The 16,752-nt window shown below is 28.1% G+C and carries 11 protein-coding genes and 1 CRISPR repeat array; of the genes, 3 read left to right on the forward strand and 8 right to left on the reverse strand.

What is annotated here, in order from left to right:
• Positions 1–29 precede the first annotated feature (29 nt).
• From cysS to cas9, 8 genes are all read right to left on the reverse strand, one after another.
• Positions 30–1,238, reverse strand: coding sequence for a cysteine--tRNA ligase (gene cysS / locus MOSC01_RS0100720; RefSeq protein WP_029513065.1), 1,209 nt, complete (start codon positions 1,236–1,238; stop codon positions 30–32).
• Positions 1,225–1,920 (reverse strand): YgjP-like metallopeptidase domain-containing protein, encoded by a 696-nt coding sequence (locus tag MOSC01_RS0100725; RefSeq protein WP_010320916.1) that lies wholly within the window; start codon positions 1,918–1,920, stop codon positions 1,225–1,227. The genes cysS and MOSC01_RS0100725 overlap by 14 nt, the downstream gene beginning before the upstream one ends.
• On the reverse strand, positions 1,898–3,136 hold the full coding sequence (locus MOSC01_RS0100730) for a CNNM domain-containing protein (RefSeq protein ID WP_010320917.1): 1,239 nt from the start codon (positions 3,134–3,136) through the stop codon (positions 1,898–1,900). The genes MOSC01_RS0100725 and MOSC01_RS0100730 overlap by 23 nt, the downstream gene beginning before the upstream one ends.
• Complete coding sequence (gene dnaB, locus MOSC01_RS0100735; protein WP_010320918.1) at positions 3,136–4,533, reverse strand: replicative DNA helicase; 1,398 nt, start codon at positions 4,531–4,533, stop codon at positions 3,136–3,138. Before dnaB ends, MOSC01_RS0100730 begins: the two co-directional genes overlap by 1 nt.
• Positions 4,526–4,963: a 50S ribosomal protein L9 gene (rplI, locus tag MOSC01_RS0100740; protein WP_010320919.1), complete on the reverse strand. Its 438-nt coding sequence runs from the start codon at positions 4,961–4,963 to the stop codon at positions 4,526–4,528. Before rplI ends, dnaB begins: the two co-directional genes overlap by 8 nt.
• A complete protein-coding gene (locus tag MOSC01_RS0100745) occupies positions 4,944–6,938 on the reverse strand; it encodes a DHH family phosphoesterase (protein ID WP_010320920.1) in 1,995 nt (664 codons plus the stop codon). Before MOSC01_RS0100745 ends, rplI begins: the two co-directional genes overlap by 20 nt.
• A gap of 6 nt (positions 6,939–6,944) precedes the next feature.
• The gene (leuS, locus tag MOSC01_RS0100750; protein ID WP_010320921.1) at positions 6,945–9,317 is read right to left on the reverse strand and encodes a leucine--tRNA ligase; all 2,373 of its coding nucleotides are present in this window, start codon (positions 9,315–9,317) and stop codon (positions 6,945–6,947) included.
• A 369-nt stretch (positions 9,318–9,686) separates the two neighbouring features.
• Positions 9,687–13,484: a type II CRISPR RNA-guided endonuclease Cas9 gene (gene cas9, locus MOSC01_RS0100760; RefSeq protein WP_010320922.1), complete on the reverse strand. Its 3,798-nt coding sequence runs from the start codon at positions 13,482–13,484 to the stop codon at positions 9,687–9,689.
• A 308-nt stretch (positions 13,485–13,792) separates the two neighbouring features.
• Here cas9 and cas1 point away from each other — a divergent pair, with 308 nt between their 5' ends.
• Genes cas1 through MOSC01_RS0100775 form a run of 3 tightly spaced genes read left to right on the forward strand, consistent with a single transcriptional unit; the run spans position 13,793 to position 15,766 of the window.
• Positions 13,793–14,674 (forward strand): type II CRISPR-associated endonuclease Cas1, encoded by an 882-nt coding sequence (gene cas1 / locus MOSC01_RS0100765; RefSeq protein WP_010320923.1) that lies wholly within the window; start codon positions 13,793–13,795, stop codon positions 14,672–14,674.
• Positions 14,661–14,993 carry a CRISPR-associated endonuclease Cas2 gene (gene cas2, locus MOSC01_RS0100770; protein ID WP_010320924.1) on the forward strand — a complete coding sequence of 111 codons (333 nt, stop codon included), beginning with the start codon at positions 14,661–14,663 and terminating at the stop codon, positions 14,991–14,993. The genes cas1 and cas2 overlap by 14 nt, the downstream gene beginning before the upstream one ends.
• Positions 14,993–15,766: a hypothetical protein gene (locus tag MOSC01_RS0100775; RefSeq protein WP_010320925.1), complete on the forward strand. Its 774-nt coding sequence runs from the start codon at positions 14,993–14,995 to the stop codon at positions 15,764–15,766. Before cas2 ends, MOSC01_RS0100775 begins: the two co-directional genes overlap by 1 nt.
• Before the next feature lie 67 nt (positions 15,767–15,833).
• Positions 15,834–16,727: a CRISPR direct-repeat array (repeat unit 36 nt; unit sequence GTTTTTGTGCTGTACAATTTCTTACTAGAGTAAAAC).
• The last annotated feature ends 25 nt before the right edge of the window (positions 16,728–16,752 follow it).

The raw sequence follows: 16,752 nt of genomic DNA on the forward strand, positions 1-16,752 counted from the left end.
TTTCACTTTCGTATGAAACGTGGAAAAAATTATGAAAAAATGAACCTTTTTCATAATTTTTCGCGATATTTATCAGCTTCTTCATATTTTTTTTGTTCAAGAAGTTTTTTTCAGATTTGAATATTTTCTTGATCTTCAGAGTTAATTTCTTTTTTTGTAAAGCTAAATCTTAGTAATTTGAATATAAAAACAATTTCTGAATTCTTTTTTTGTTTTGCTAAATTAGAGATTAAAAAAATAGCATTAGAAAATTTTTGTTCATCAATAAGTAATAAAATTTGCTCAACAGCGCTTTTTTCAATTTCTTTAGGATCAAGAATTCAATCAAAATAAATTTTTTTGTATTTTGTTATTAATTTTTGGTGATTTTGGATTAATTCATCTGTTAAATTAATCGGGACACTAGGATTTATTGACAAAAAAATGCTGCGAAGAACATCTGGATCATATTTTTTGGCAAATTCTTTTGCAAAAATTATATTTCCTATTGATTTAGACATTTTTTTACCATTAAAGTTTACAAAACCAACACGAATTCATTTTTTTGAAATTGGTTCATTTGTTAAAGCAAAATGTTGGGCATTTTCATTTTCATGATGCGGAAAAATCAAATCAACACCACCTCCGTGAATATCCACTGAATTTTTCTCAAAATGATTATAAATAATTGCCGAGCACTCAGTGTGTCACCCAGGTCTACCTAGGCCAAAAGGCGAGTCAAAAAGTACGCCTTTTTTTGTTTTTTTTCACAAAACAAAATCGTTTACAGACTTAGTTTGACGATCTTTTTGATACAAATTGTGGACTTTTTGTTGTGAAATTACACCGTAATTTGCAATTTTACTTGCCTCAAAAACAAGGTCACCGTTTTGATTAAAATAGGTAAAATTTTTATCTTTTAACTCGACAATATAGTCGATAATTTTGTCAAGAATTTGCGTTACTTTTATTATTTTGTCTGGTTTTTTAATGTTAAATGTTTCAAGAACACTAAAATATTCAAAAATGTATTTTTGACTTAGTTCAGCTTCAGTTAGCCCTAATTCCATAGCTTTTTCGATAATTTTGTCATCAATATCAGTTATATTTTGGACAAAATTAACTTTTTTGCCAAAATATTTTCATACTGAAACTAAAAAATCAAACACAATTACCGACCTTAAATTGCCGATATGAACGTGATTATAAACCGTAGGACCGCAAAGATAAACATTCAAATTACTTTTAGTTGAGCTCATAATTCGTTAATTTTTTAACTAAATCAGTGTAATTAGGTATAATTTTACCAATTTTTTCCCAAAAAAGCTTGCCGTGATTGCGAAAAAAATGGTGAACTACCTCATGAACAATTACATAATCGATAATTTCCTTTGAAAATGCAAATAAATATTTGCTATAATGAATTTTTTGGCGATAATAATTGGTGCCTCATGATGTGTTTTTTCGTGATAGTTTGACTATATAATCAGGGACTTCTAAAGTTTTGGTTCAAAAATTTGTTCGCTGTATTAGGTAGTCTTCAAAATATTTCATTAACAGTTTTTCAATTTTAGCCTCAATATTTTTCGGCCGACCTAAGGAAAAAATAGCAAACTGACTTTGCAAATAGAGTTTGTTTTTTGTTTTTATTAAGCTAAAATAGTTTTTTTTACCAAAAAGGTAAAAAAAAGATTCAGAAAAGTGTAATACTTGCCTTAGTGGCAAAATTTTTATAATTTTATTAAAATATTTTGAATTTCTGACGCTTCTAATTAAAACTTCATCGCTTAAAACAAGTCCGGTTTGAACAAGAATATAGTCATCAACTAATTTAACTATTAAACGCGAACTTTTAGGCCTGAATTCAACAAAAATAGGATATTTTTGACCATTTAAATCAATTTTTAGTTCGCGAAACTTAGCTTTTTTGTTGGAATTCATTTTTGGTTATTTTTAGCTCAATTGTATTTGCACTTTTGTCAATAATTTCAAATTCAAGTTGATATGTTGGCCCTTGAAAATAGAATTTTGCCCCTAAAACCAGCTTTTTTTTCGAACTTTGGGATAAAAGTCACTGATTTAAATTTTTAAAATTAACAGGAAGATCAACCGCTAAAATTTTGTTGATTGTCAAAATACTAGTATCAGCTTTTGTTGTGATCTGATTTGGACTAATTTGATAAAAATCAAGGTCATCGCGATAATCATACTCATCATAAATTGGGCCCAAAAGACACTCAAGTATATCTTCAAATGTAAGAATTCCAACAATTTTTTGTGATTTTTTTGACTCAACTACAAACCCTAAATGAGATTTTGATTTTTTCAAAATCTCATAATTTGTTTTAATTAAAGATGTCGCAAGAAGAAGAGGAGTTTTTATTATATGATCATTAATATCAAATTTATCAAGATGTAAAATGTCTTTTGAAAGTAAAATTCCAACAAAATTGTCGTCTTTTCAAACAGGAATTCGAGAAAAATTTGAGTCAATTATTACTTCTTTTATGGATTCAAGACTATCTTCATATTTTACAAAGACAACATCCTCGAGTTTGGTAAAGTGTTTGGCGGTTTTGAAAGAGTCAAATTCAAGCGCTCTAATTGCCAAATCAGATTCATCTTTTTCAAGAACATCTTCTTGGTGAGCTTGTAAAATTATTTTTTTTAGTTCATTTTCAGTATTTGTTACATTGATTTTTTTGACAAATTTAGTCATTAAAGCCGCTAAAGGAAGTAAAAAGTAGTAAAAAAAACTAATAAAAATCCAAAAAGACTTTAAAAATAAAATGGGTTTTTTTCGACCAAAAATTTTAGGATAAATTTCACCAAAAATTATTAAAGGTGGAGTTGTTGCTGCTATTGAAATTAAAATTTGTAGAGATTCATTAATTGCTAAATTAGAAAAAAGTGCCGAAATTATGATAGAAATTCCGATATTGACAATATTATTTCAAATTAAAATGATAGTTAAAGTTTTTTCATAATTATCATAATATTTAAGAATTTGTTTTTTTCCTCAAAAAGAATCAGAAATATTTTCATCAACTTTTGCCCGACTTGTGGCGGTAAAAACAGTTTCACTTGCTGAAAAAATGGCCGAAATCAAAAATAAAAATAATAAAACAATCCCTAAAGCAATAAAATAACCCGGCATTAGTCCTCTAATCCTAAATTTATTTCATTTTTATTTTTATTTGAAACATTAAAATCAAGGGCGGCAACAAATTGACCAATTTCAGGCAAAAAATTAAAAAATAGCGTTCCAGTTGGACCATTTCTGTGTTTTGCGATAATTAATTTTGTATTTGGTCCACTGTCAAAATTAGACTGATCATCTTCTTTTTTATTATAATAATTGTCGCGGTGTAAAAAAGCAACAAGGTCAGCATCTTGTTCAATAGCTCCAGATTCACGTAAATCTGAAAGTAAAGGAGTTTTATCTTCTCTTCGTTCGACATTTCTTGAAAGTTGAGACAGAGCAATAATTGGGGTATTAACTGCTCGAGCTAGTTGTTTTAATTTTCGGGAAATAATTGAAACCTCGACTTGACGGTTGTAATTTTGATTATTTGCGCTTGAATTTATTAGTTGTAAATAGTCAAAAATAATCAAATCATATTTGATATTGTTGCGATAACGTTTTTGAACCTCTCAGAAAATGTCGTCGATATTGATAGAACCTGAATCATTTATAGTCAATTTTGCCTCTTTTAGTCGTTTTGAGATTGCTTTTTCAATTTTTATTAAATCTTCAGGGCGTAAATTTTTAGGTGTTTTGAATTTATTTGATTCAATTCCTGAGACAAGTGATAAAAGTCTGGTTCCTAAATCTGTGTTTGACATTTCAAGTGCAAAAAATAGAACAGATTTTCCACCTTTGCAAACATTTCAAGCTAAATTAAGGGCAAAAGCTGTTTTCCCAACTGACGGACGAGCTGCTAAAATTACAAGTTCACCCCTTTGAAAACCAGAAGTAACAACATCTAAATTATCATAACCAGTCGAAATTCCTTTAATAACATTTTGACTTGTGCGAAGTTCGGTAATAAATTGAAAAATTTCTTGGGCAATTTCATAAATTGAATAAAAAGACTGCTTGGCACTATCTAAAGTAAGTAGATTAATTTTGTCAACAATTTGACTTGTAATTTCTAGTGATGTTTTTTTACCAAAATCCAGTTCATGACTTGATTCTTCGATAATTTTTTTGAGCTGACGTAGTGTTTTTTTCTCGCTGACAATGCGTAAGTGCGAAGTAATTTCTGAAGGCAAAGAAAAATTATTATTATAAAGTCAAATTATAAATGACTTGCCGCCAATTTTTTCCAGTTTTTGATTTTTTTGCAGTTCTTCAATTATTAAATTAACTTCAGGATCAGGAACACTAGCAACAACAGTTTTAATTGCTTTGGCAATTTCAACTAGTCTTAGATCGCTAAAATCATTTGGGTCAATTGCATCAATATAATTGATAATTTTTCTGGGATTTGAAAGCAAAAAAGAAATTATAAATGACTCAATATCAGGGGAAGTATAGCGCGAATTATTCATCTTTTACAACATTTATTTTTAAAGTAGCACTAATTTCAGGGCTTAATTTAATAGTAACATAACTTGTTCCAAAATTAGAAATTCCTGCAGTTTGAATTAAGTGCTTATCAATAAAAATATCTTTGGTCTCAAGTTCTTTTTTTATTTTTTTAGCCGAAATTGCCCCATGGACTGAATCAAGTGTCCCTTTTAATTTAAATCACAAAACAGTATTTTCAATTTGAGACTTTAGTTGAATTGCTTGATTTTTTTTGTTTTCTTTTTCAGCTTCAATTTTTTTTAGCCTTTCTTTTAAAAGTTTTTCAGTTCTTGGATTAAAAGGTTCTGCTAAATTATTTTTAAACAAATAATTGCTAGCATAACCAGCTGAAACCTCAACAACAGTGTTTGCACGACCATCTTTTGTATCTTTAAGTAGAATTACTTTCATATTCTCTCCTTTGAATTGCAAGTTTAATATTTTCAACAAATTCAGAAAAAGTCTCAACTGTTGAATAAGCAGCTGCTGAAGTTACGTTTCCGCCTCCACCAACTTGCTCTGCTATATATTGAACATTAACATTTTCAACACCTCGAGCTGACATTTTATAATTTTTTTGTTGCGGTAATTTTGCCACAACAAAGGCAGCTTGACGATTTTTAACTAACAAAATTTGCTCACAAGCAATCGAGACTAAATCAGTTTCAATTTCCCGGTCAAGACTTGCAAGAAAAAAACCTGGCTTAACTTCGGTGACATTTTCAAGAATTTCTTTAATAATTTTTGACTCATTTTCATTAAGTTTGAGAAATTCACCAGTTTTTGCAGTTTTTGCCCCTCAGCGAACAAGGGCTGAAACGGCCGCAAAAGTTGAAGCACTAGCGGTTTTTTTAAACTGGGCCGAGTCAACATATAAACCGTTAAGCAAAATTTGGGCCCATTCTTGATCAATGCTTATATCTGAGTGAATTGTTAGCAAAATTAAATGCGTAATAATTTCACATGTTGATGAAGATGAGACATCGATATAGTCATGAATTAATTCCAAAATTCCTTGCATTTTGGAATTAATTCCGTGATGGTCAAAGACAAAAACATTTTCCAAATTAATTTGATCAAGCGCTTTTTTGTTTTCAATTCGCTCAACATCAGAAACATCAACTAAAATGGCAAGGCAAGTATCATTATTTTTTGAAGCCATTGTAATTTTTGAGGCAACTGAACGCGATATAAAAATATTTTTCTTGATAAAATCAGCCTGAGATAAAAATCTTGTTGTTGTAGTATCAAAAGTCTGGTTTTGGATATAAAAATTAATTTTTCTTTTATAAATAACTTCAGCATATCTTTTTAAAAAATTACCCAAAACATAACCAGAACCAAATGAATCTAAGTCAGAATTAATGTGTCCATAAATTATTATATTATCAATTTTTTCCAATTTTTCAACTAAAAGACGAGCAATTCTTCTAAGTCTAACAAGCGAATGGAGGCTCAAAGATTCACTATAAGAACCATAAGAAAAAGGTCTTTTTCCATAAGGATAAATTGAAACTTGATTTCCACCACGAGTTTTTGAAAAAATTAAGGCCTCATTTGCTAGTCTTTTTACTTCCACTAAATTTGTTGTGCCAAATCCAAAGCCTACTGAAAATCAAACTTCAGTTGTATCATCAATTTTAGTGCTCTCATCACGAAAAATGTAAAAATGATTTTTTTGTCAAAGTACAAATGTTTCATAATGTAAAACTAACATAATCCGGCCATCTGCATATTCTTTGTACAAAAATTTATATTTTTGTGACAGTTTTTCAAAAAAATCATTAATAAAAATTTTGATTTTAGGATAATCTTGATCGCTACTGCGAAAATTAGTTGAGACAAAATTATCGACCTCAACCTCTGCAAAAACAAGCGAATTATTTTCATAACCTTGTGAAATTGACTTAAAAAGTGTGATATCACGATAAGAAATTCAATATGCAAATTTATTATAATTAATTTCAAACCAGTTATTTCCCCTTTTTATCTCAAATTTTGGTGGAATATCTTCAACCTTTTTATATTGGGGAAAAAGGTAAAAAATATCACGATTTACTAGTCTTTCTGGGTATAAATCTTTAACATATTTTGAAACTTTTGTAATTTTATATGTTGATGATAAATTAACAATTCCAATATTATTTTCCTCGTTAATAAGGTCAAATTTTTGGTAATAAAAGTGATTTTGCTTAATTACAAATTGGTAAAAAACAACAATTCCAACTATTAGCGAGATAATAAAAATTATGAAAATTCCGACAGCTAACGTGAAAAAAAGGTAAAAATCAAAGTCGTCATTAAAAATAACTTTTAACAATAAAGTCGTAATTTCAAGTAAAAAACTTATAAATGAAATTGAAAAGGGGAAAAGAAATTTTTTCATGAGTGCTTATTTTTTTACAATGAAATTTAAAATTTTTTTAGGTACAAAAATTGTCTTAAGTATTGACTGATTTTCTAAAAAATGCTGTATTTTATAGTGTTTTTTTGCAATTTCAATAATTTCATCTTCGCCTTGGTCGTCATTTAATTCGAGAATTGCCTTGGTTTTACCGTTTATTGAAACAGGTAAATTATAAGTATTTTTTACAATTTTGGCTTTGTTAAACTGGGGCCAGGCGTGAAAATGAAGAGGTTTTTGCTCTAATTTTTCTAATAATTCCTCTGAAATATGAGGGGCAAAAATCGATAGAATTACTAAAAAATCAACAAGATATTTTTTTGACGGTATTGTTTCAAGTTTACTTAAAAAATTAATATAGACCATTAATTTCGAAATAGCCACATTAAATTTAAAATCCTGGACTAAATTAGTAATTTCAAAGACAAAATTATTATAAAAGTAGCTAAAATCAGAATCTTTTTCGAGATCAGGATCAATTTTGTAATCTTTTAAAATAATTCTAATAACCCTTTGAATTCAAGCATAAATTGAATTTGCACCTTTTTCATCCCAGGCGCGATTTTCATTAATTGGCCCCATAAACATTAGAAAAATTCGAACACTATCAGCGCCATATTTGTCTAAAACTGTATAAGGATTTATAATATTTCCTTTGGATTTAGACATTTTTTGTCCGTCGGGTCCAAGTAACATTCCTTGGTGAATAACTCTGTCAAAAGGCTCAGAATTTGGAACAATTCCAGCTTCAAATAAAACTTTATGTCAAAAACGCGAATAAAGTAAATGTCCAACTGCATGTTCTTGTCCACCGATATAAATGTCAACTGGAAGTCATTTTTGCAGTTTTTTATAAGCTTCTTTTGAGTCTAATTTTAAATATGTGCCATCATTTTGTTTTAAAATAAAAGCAAGATAATACCATGAACTTCCGGCTCATTGCGGCATTGTGTTAGTTTCGCGGCGGTAGATTTTGCCGCTTTTTTCAAAAAAAACTCAATCTTTTTGTAAAGCAAGTGGAGACTGACCATCACCTGAGGGAACAATTTTTTCTAAATGTGGCAGTTCGACAATTTTTTCTTCAAGATAGATTTTGCCATCTTGATCAAAATAAACAGGAAAAGGCTCTCCTCAATATCTTTGTCTTGAAAAAACTCAGTCCTTAATTTTATAAGAAATACTTTTTTTTGCCAGCTCTAATTTTTCTAATTTTTCAAAGATTAATTTTGAAGCACTTTGGACATCAAAATTGTTAAATTCTGCTGAATTTATCAGGATTTTTTTGTCATTTATTACTTCTGAATAGTCAATTGCAAAAATTTTAGCAAATTCTAAATCATTTAAATTATGGGCTGGAACTCCCATAATTGCCGAAGTTCCGTAGTCATTTAGCACATAATTTGCAATATAAAGCGGAATTTTTTTAGAATTTAAAGGGTTAATCATGTATAAATTAGTAAATATACCAGAAATTTGACTTTGAAGTTTGGGACTAGAAAAACTGTTTTTTTCGATGTAGTCACTAATTTTTGCATCTTTTTTTGCAAGATTTGTTGCAAAATCATGCAAAGGCGAAATAGCTAAAAAACTAACACCATAAATAGTCTCAATTTTGGTTGTAAATATTTCAATAAAATCTTGACTATTTTCAAGATAAAACTTAAGAATAACGCCGTCAGACTTGCCGATTCATTTTTGTTGGAGCAACTTTAGTGATTCGGGGAAATTTATACTCTCAAGACCATCAAGCAATTTTTGGGCATATTCAGTGATTTTTAGCACCCACTGATCCATTTTTTTAATTTCAACAGGGAAACTTCCCCGTTCACTTACTAAATTTCCGTCTTTGTCACGACTTATTTCTTCATTTGCTAAAACTGTGCCTAATTTTGGGCATCAATTTACTTGTGTCTGACGAATTTCAGCCAGGCCGACCTTATATAAAAGTTTAAAAATTCACTGGGTTTGTTCATAAAATTTTGGATCACTTGTGTTAATTTCTTTGCTTCAATCATATGAAAAACCAAAAGAATTTATTTGCTCTTTAAAATTTTCAATATTCTTTTTAGTAAATTCAGCAGGGTGGTTGCCTGTTTGAATTGCATATTGTTCAGCCGGAAGACCAAAAGCATCTCAACCCATCGGGTGAAGAACATCAAAACCATTAAGACGTTTAAATCTTGCAATTATATCTGATGCTGTATATCCAATTGGATGCCCTAAATGGAGTCCGGCCGCCGAAGGATAAGGAAACATATCTAAAATATAGATTTTTTTATCTGAAGATTCACTCGTTTGAAAAACGTTATTTTTTTGCCAATAGTTTTGTCATTTTTTTTCTATTAATTTATGGTCATACATGATACTAAATATTAAATTATAATATAAAAAGACTAAAATGAGTACAAAGTTATACAAAATTAGTGGTTTTGTGATAAATTCAAAGTGCTAAATAGAAAACTAATAAAATAAAGGTAAACTGGTATATTAGTTTTTGACGCATTAAAAAGGCAAGTTAAAATAAACAATTGAAATTGACAATTGTAGACAAAAAAAATACATTAAAATTGCTGAATTTAAATGTTTTAAAACCAAAATTTTACATTTTAGACAAGATTTCAGGCAAATTTACAAAAATAGACAACAAAAGAATAACTAAAAAAGCAAAAACGGGAATATTAAATATTTAGTGTTTTGTATAAACTTTTACTATTAAAATGGGAAAAATAGTTATTTAATTGTACACATTAGCTTCTCATCATCAGTGTGCTCTTTTATTTTTACAGGATATTCATTTCCTAATTCATCAAGATGTATAGGAATATATTCTTTAAAAATTGGATTTGTTGACGGTTCGGCAACAGGTTTAACAACACTTAATTTAAGCGGCTTTAGTCCATACGCTGTATCTCTGTTAAATCTTTTGGATATTGTTGAAATGAAATAATAATTTCCTTCTTCGGTCTCTTTTGTTTCTTTGAAATCGTCTATATCTAAACTTTTTTTCTTTAAAATTGACCCTTTTTTAAGTACAAAAACTGGCTTGCAATTAACAGGTATCGGTTTTGCGAAATCAGATTTGTAAATATCGAGTTTTTCCTTATTGTACAAATTTTCATCAAGAAAATCAAATTCATCAATTCCAAAATTTCTCATTTGTGAAGTAACTGGAATAGATTTATAGCTTTCCTTGCCGTTTTCGTAAACTTTATAAACCAGCGAATAAAGCGAAAATAGCGTATCCTTGAAAGACTTCCCGCCATCATGCTTGCTTAAAATTTTGAATTTTATCGGAATAGATTTGTACTCAATAATTCTAATGTTTTTGTAGAAGCGCTTAAAGCTTTTATTATTAATATTATCATGATAAGTAAACTGATCAGAGGGCTTGAAATTATAATATAGCAATTTTTCGACTGATTTTGCTGATTCAATTTCAGCTTTTAAAGTTGGTTCTTTTAGCGCCAAATCATTCATATATTCAACAAAAGCATTTCCAGTTTTGTTGCTAAAGCCATTATATTTTTCAAAAATTTCCTTTAATTTATTAAATTCCGACAAATGTGACTGCGCCATTAAAACTGTATATTCACTTTTTCCATCAGCTTTTTTGCCAAAAGGATTTTCGAAATATTTTTTTAATTCTTCATTTTTGCTTGTAACAAGTTTTTTCTTAATAATTTTAAAGTATTTATCTTCCTTTTCGTCATATTTAAATCCATATAACGTCTCATCTGACAGACCTCCATTTAAAATAGTGCGAGTTTTACGCGAAAATTTTATAGCGGTATGCTTTTTTGCTTCTTCATATTTTTCTTGAATTATTTTCTTTAAATCTTCAACTTTTGCTAGCTTATCAACTTCAAACTTTGGAATTTTAACTAACTCACCAGTTTCAATGTTTTCCTTATAGTTTTCGTCATGAAGAAGAAATTTTTTATCAGTTTTATTATCTGCAAGTGTTAAAAGATTGGCAATTTGAGGATTTTTGTTACCTATAATTGCAACAATTGCCGCATCAACAGCATGATGCTCGTTATTTTCACGATTTTTTTCAATTTTTTCTGGCTTATTGTTGTTAAGATTTTCATTTGGCCCGTTGTTTTTTTGCACAGGTTTTGCTCTAAAATATTTGGTAACATGACCTTTAATTGTTGATATTTTTACTTTGTGCTTGCTAGAATTTTCATCAATATATGTGAAAAACTCATTATTTTCAAAATGCTCTACAAGCGCGTGATAGAATAATTTTGTTGAATACCTTGTGTCATTCAAGTTTCTGGCTAAAAATTCAACTTGAAATTCATCGTAATCTTGTAGTGTTAAAAATCGAAATCTATTTTTTGCAGAATCTTCGTCCAAATCGACATAAGAATCTAATTTTTTATTTTTTTTATACTTGTTAATGAATAATTCTTTTGCTTTTTCATAGTATTTGTTATAAAATTCATCACCATTTCTTTTTATATATTCGCTAGCAATTAATTTTCCTTTTTTTAGGTTTTCTGCTTTTTCAGTTAATATTTTGTTTGCTTGCGAATTGTCATAAGACATTGAATATGGGATTATATGTTCAATTTCATATTTTTGGCTGCCATTAATCAATTGATCTATGTTAATTTTGTCCAATGTATAAAGATCTATGCCATCTTGTTGGTGGTAAAATCTTAATCTATCCAGAAGTTTAGCAGGCTTTGTTTCTAAATCGGAAAGTTTATAACCTTTATTTTCTAAATTCAAAATTTGAAATAATTTTTCAAGAGTTTTGCCTTTACCCTTCTTATTTCTCTTTTTTATTTCTTCGATTGTTTTTTTATCATTTTTTTCACGTGGACTCTCGATGATAATTGCATCAATTATATTTTCTTTTGAATATTTTTTGATAATTTGGTTTAAAACTAAAACTGCTTGTTCGAATGTGTTTTTTGTTCCAGGCGAAATAATTTCATCTTGAAAAATTCTCGGATTTAAATATTTGGTTTTTTTATCAGTTTTTCCTAGTTTAGATTTTTGCTCTTCCCATTTTCTTCTTATTTCTTCATCTTTTCACTTCAAATATTCTGAGTTCTTATTTTGTTCAAACATTTTTGGCAAAAATTCTCTTATTGCTTTAAGTGAAAAATTACCAATTTTCTTAAAATTAAATTTTGTATTACTAAAAATGGATTTAACAAAATCTAGCTGTTTTTCCCTATCAATCTTTAATACTTCAAAAATATTTTTCTCAGTTAATTTTTTTAAAACTTCGTCTTGACCACGACTTTTTTCCCGGTCAAGAATTATGCAAATTGCATCTAAATATGGCAAAAATTCCAATATATTATTAATATTTATTCAGTTAGAATCAGAAGAATGGGAATAAATTGTTGCCAATAAATGTTTTGTTACTTCCAATTTTGTAGTTGGCTCTTCTTTGATTATTTTTCTACCTTCAATTGTATCTTGATCATCAATGTCTGATTTTTCAAACCCAAAATCCTTAAGAATTATTTTTTTAATTTCATTTTTTTTGAGTGAAATTGATATAATTTTTGCTTTTTCTTTTACTTTTAATAATTCATCAAGAAGTTCGTTTCTATCATTAGAACTTAATTGTCATATTTTTTTATTTGTAGTTTTTAAATCGGTACTTAAATTAATTAATTGGTTTAACAGGTTGAAAATTTCATAAGATGGGTAATTAACTGGAGATCTATTTTCTTCGACAAAAAATGAGCATTTTCCTATAGTTTTATCTCAAATATTATCGTATTTTTTAAAAACTTTTCCCTTTTCATCTTTTTGAAAAATACCATATTCACTAGCACTGTGTTCAGATCCTGGACCTTTTGCATAATCTCTAACCGAAGTAAAAAGATTTAAAAATTTTTCGCTAAATTCTGGATTAATTTCTTGAACTTCAAAAAGTTTTTTAATTTCATTAACTCATTGCAAGTTAGAAAAACTATAACCACCCAAATCTTTTGGAATAGAACTGTTTGATTTAAAAAAGCCATTTTTTTTGAAAAAATCATACAATAAAATGCTAGGATGTTCTATTCCTTCATACTTATCAGCAACATTTTCTTCTTCTAAATCATAAAAAAAGCCACGATTTTCAAGGTAATCATGTAATATTCAGATTAAATCTAATTTTTCAATCTTAGAATCAAGAGCTTTAACTTTTACTTCTAAAATATTTGAATGTTTTGCCGCACATTTTTTATATATTTCTGTGAAAAATGAAATTATTTTTTCGTAATTTTCCGTATCTTTTTTATTAGCGCGTTGAATATCACTAATATTTTTAAGTTCAAATAAATCTTTATATTTTAATATTAGGTTAATAAATCTTTGATTTCGGTATGCTTTTCGACGAATATTCCTTCTAGTTGAACGAAAAGCACGTCTTTCATTGGCGGTTTTTCTTTCTTCAAAAGTTCGTGTACCTCAATCAAGTATTTTGCTTGTGGTACTATCAATAATTGCTCATCCAATAGATGCAATCCCGAGGTCAAAGCCAATAGTAATATTTTTTTTATTATGCATATTTTTAACCTTTCTGCTCAAAATATTAATTTTTGCATTTTTTATTGTTGATTATTAAATAACTATAATTCGCCATTTATTAAATTTTACCAAAAATTTAAGCATTAACCTTTATTAAAAAAATAAAAAAACCCCACTAGGTGGGGAAATTCGACAGCATAATGCGTCTTATTTTTGTGCGACAATTTCTTACTAGAGTAAAATTTAATGCGCATACTTATGTATGCAAAACTAATTATACACCATTTTTTATTTTTTTATTTATTTTTTTTTATTTTTTTTATTCCTGTAAAAAAACGAGCATTACTATGAAAAAAATCATTGAAATTAGCGAATCAGAATACGTTTATCTTTTTCTAAACAACATTGTTATCAAAAAAGACAGTGAAAAATTTGTTTTCCCCATTGATACAGTCGATGTCTTAATTTTTGAAAACGACAGAGCAACTATATCAATTCCAGTCATCAATGAACTTGTTGAAAAAAAGGTAAACATTATTATTTGCAAAAATCATTTACCGCAATCATTAATCATCCCTTACAGTGGCTACTATAATAATAAGATTTTTCAAGAGCAAATAAAATGAGATATTCCGTATAAAACTAAAACTTGACAAGAAATAATTAAACTAAAAATTCAAAGATCCATAAGTGTTTTAAAGTCAATTCAGAAAATTAATTCAGAAGATGAAGCAAAAATGTGAGACTATTTCCACGATGTTCAACCTTATGATACTAACAATCGCGAAGGCCATGCGGCAAAGTTATATTTTAAACTTTTGTTTGGCAAAGGTTTTATTCGTGACCAAAACGGTGATGACAATATTAACATTCTATTAAATTACGGTTATATTGTCTTACTTAGTTATGTTGCCCGGATTATTTGTGGCAAAGGACTTGACAATCGGCTCGGAATTTACCATAAAAGTTTTAATAACAATTTTCCGCTTGCTTGTGATTTAATGGAACCCTATCGCTATTGGGTTGACCAGATTGTTTATAATCATATCAATGCTGAATTTCTTAATTTTCAAGATTTTAAAGAAGCACTTTTTAAATCTTTTAGCAATCATATTGAATATAAAGGCAAACATATTAAATTTAGCAAATATATGGAATTTGAAATTATGGACATTCTTAATTTAAAAGAAAATTATAAGGAAATTACTACAGAAAGTGATCAAAGTTAATACTAGAGAGATGCGTATTTTATTAATGTATGACATTTATTATATTAATGAAGATGATAATAAACTTTATAACAAATTCATTAAGGAACTTTATAAACTTGGCTATGTCAGGCTTCAATACTCGATTTATTCAAAAATAATTCCAACTCATCTTCAATATAATAGTGAGAAAAAGAAGCTTTTAAGAATTATTCCCAAAAATTCAAATATTAGAATTGCGATGTTAACAGAAAAACAATATCAAAACATCGAAATTCTTAATGGCACAAAGTCTAAAAATGAAATCTATAACCTAGAGGAGGATTATATCAAACTATAATGCTAAAATTTTTTAATAACCTTAACAACACAGTCCAACTTAAAACTAACGTAAAAATCATTGAAACTGAAAATACAGATCTATTTTTGAGTCATCTTTTTAATTATGAATATGAAAGTGAATCAAAGGCATTTGAACTTATGTCAAGAAAAATATCGCTAAAAGATTCAGTTTTAATCACTAATTTGACAAAATTTTCAGAATTTTTAAGTTTAAGCGCTAAAAACTGACTTGGAGATTCCATAATTAATGATGAATATTGAAGCGAAAGTATCTTTTTTCGGAATGAAAAAATCGATGGAATTGTTGACAAAATCAATCAAAAACTAGGATTTGAATTTTTAAATTATGAAATTGATAATGTAAAACTAATTAAAGCAATTTTTAACATCGAAAATGATATATTAATAAATGAAGAAAACTTTGAGAATCTAGCCGAAATTATTTTTAGTACAATGAAACAGACAATTGTAATTCTGAAAGATCTTGATTATATAAAATTTGAAAAACTGTTTAAATATAATAATGTAACTTTCCTAATTTTGACAAATGATTTTACAAAATATATTTCCAAATTTAGTGAACTTGAATTAGTTGCTTTTTATTCACAGAAAACTGTAATTGATGTAATTGATAATTTGCCGATTATACGTTATTTTGAAAATCTCAAAAATCGTCCTGTTAATGAAGATGAGCTAATATACACTTCTGAAGAAGAGAAAATGGCAGCAAAAATGCATTTTTACAAAATAAAAACAAGTTTTTTAAACTAAAAACCCTTTTATAATTGATTTTTTTAGTTTAAAAATTAAAAAAATACCTTTTTTTCTTGGAAATGAGGTTTTTGTGCTGTACAATTTCTTACTAGAGTAAAACATTTTGAGATTGAAGACCTCCTTTCTACTTGTTTTTGTGCTGTACAATTTCTTACTAGAGTAAAACTGCAGAACCCTGGCAAAGGCGGCAGACAGTGTTTTTGTGCTGTACAATTTCTTACTAGAGTAAAACAATTCTTTTTTATTAAATGTTCGAGTTAAAGTTTTTGTGCTGTACAATTTCTTACTAGAGTAAAACAAAATACTAAATTGTCTTACACTGATATTGGTTTTTGTGCTGTACAATTTCTTACTAGAGTAAAACCTCTTTTATATATTTATAAGCATTTATTAAGTTTTTGTGCTGTACAATTTCTTACTAGAGTAAAACGAGTTGGTGTTTGCCTCCTACCCATTGTACGTTTTTGTGCTGTACAATTTCTTACTAGAGTAAAACCTAGTTTTGAGATATCTTCAAAACTCCGATGTTTTTGTGCTGTACAATTTCTTACTAGAGTAAAACAATTTATTTAATTCTGTTGGCGAACTGTTGGTTTTTGTGCTGTACAATTTCTTACTAGAGTAAAACTAAAAAGCGAACATCTTGCACCTGAATATTGTTTTTGTGCTGTACAATTTCTTACTAGAGTAAAACCTCTTTAAATTTTAAATAACGCTCGCTATTGTTTTTGTGCTGTACAATTTCTTACTAGAGTAAAACCTCAACTTCTTTCTTGTTTATAGACTTCTTGTTTTTGTGCTGTACAATTTCTTACTAGAGTAAAACTAAAAAATAAAGGGACTTTGTCCCTATTTTGTTTTTGTGCTGTACAATTTCTTACTAGAGTAAAACTTTTACAATCTCAACGTCTCAAAATGCTGAGTTTTTGTGCTGTACAATTTCTTACTAGAGTAAAACTTTAAAAATTTTGCTTCCATGTTTT

Source organism: Mesomycoplasma ovipneumoniae SC01 (genome assembly GCF_000218525.1).
GTDB lineage: Bacteria > Bacillota_I > Bacilli_A > Mycoplasmatales > Metamycoplasmataceae > Mesomycoplasma > Mesomycoplasma ovipneumoniae_A.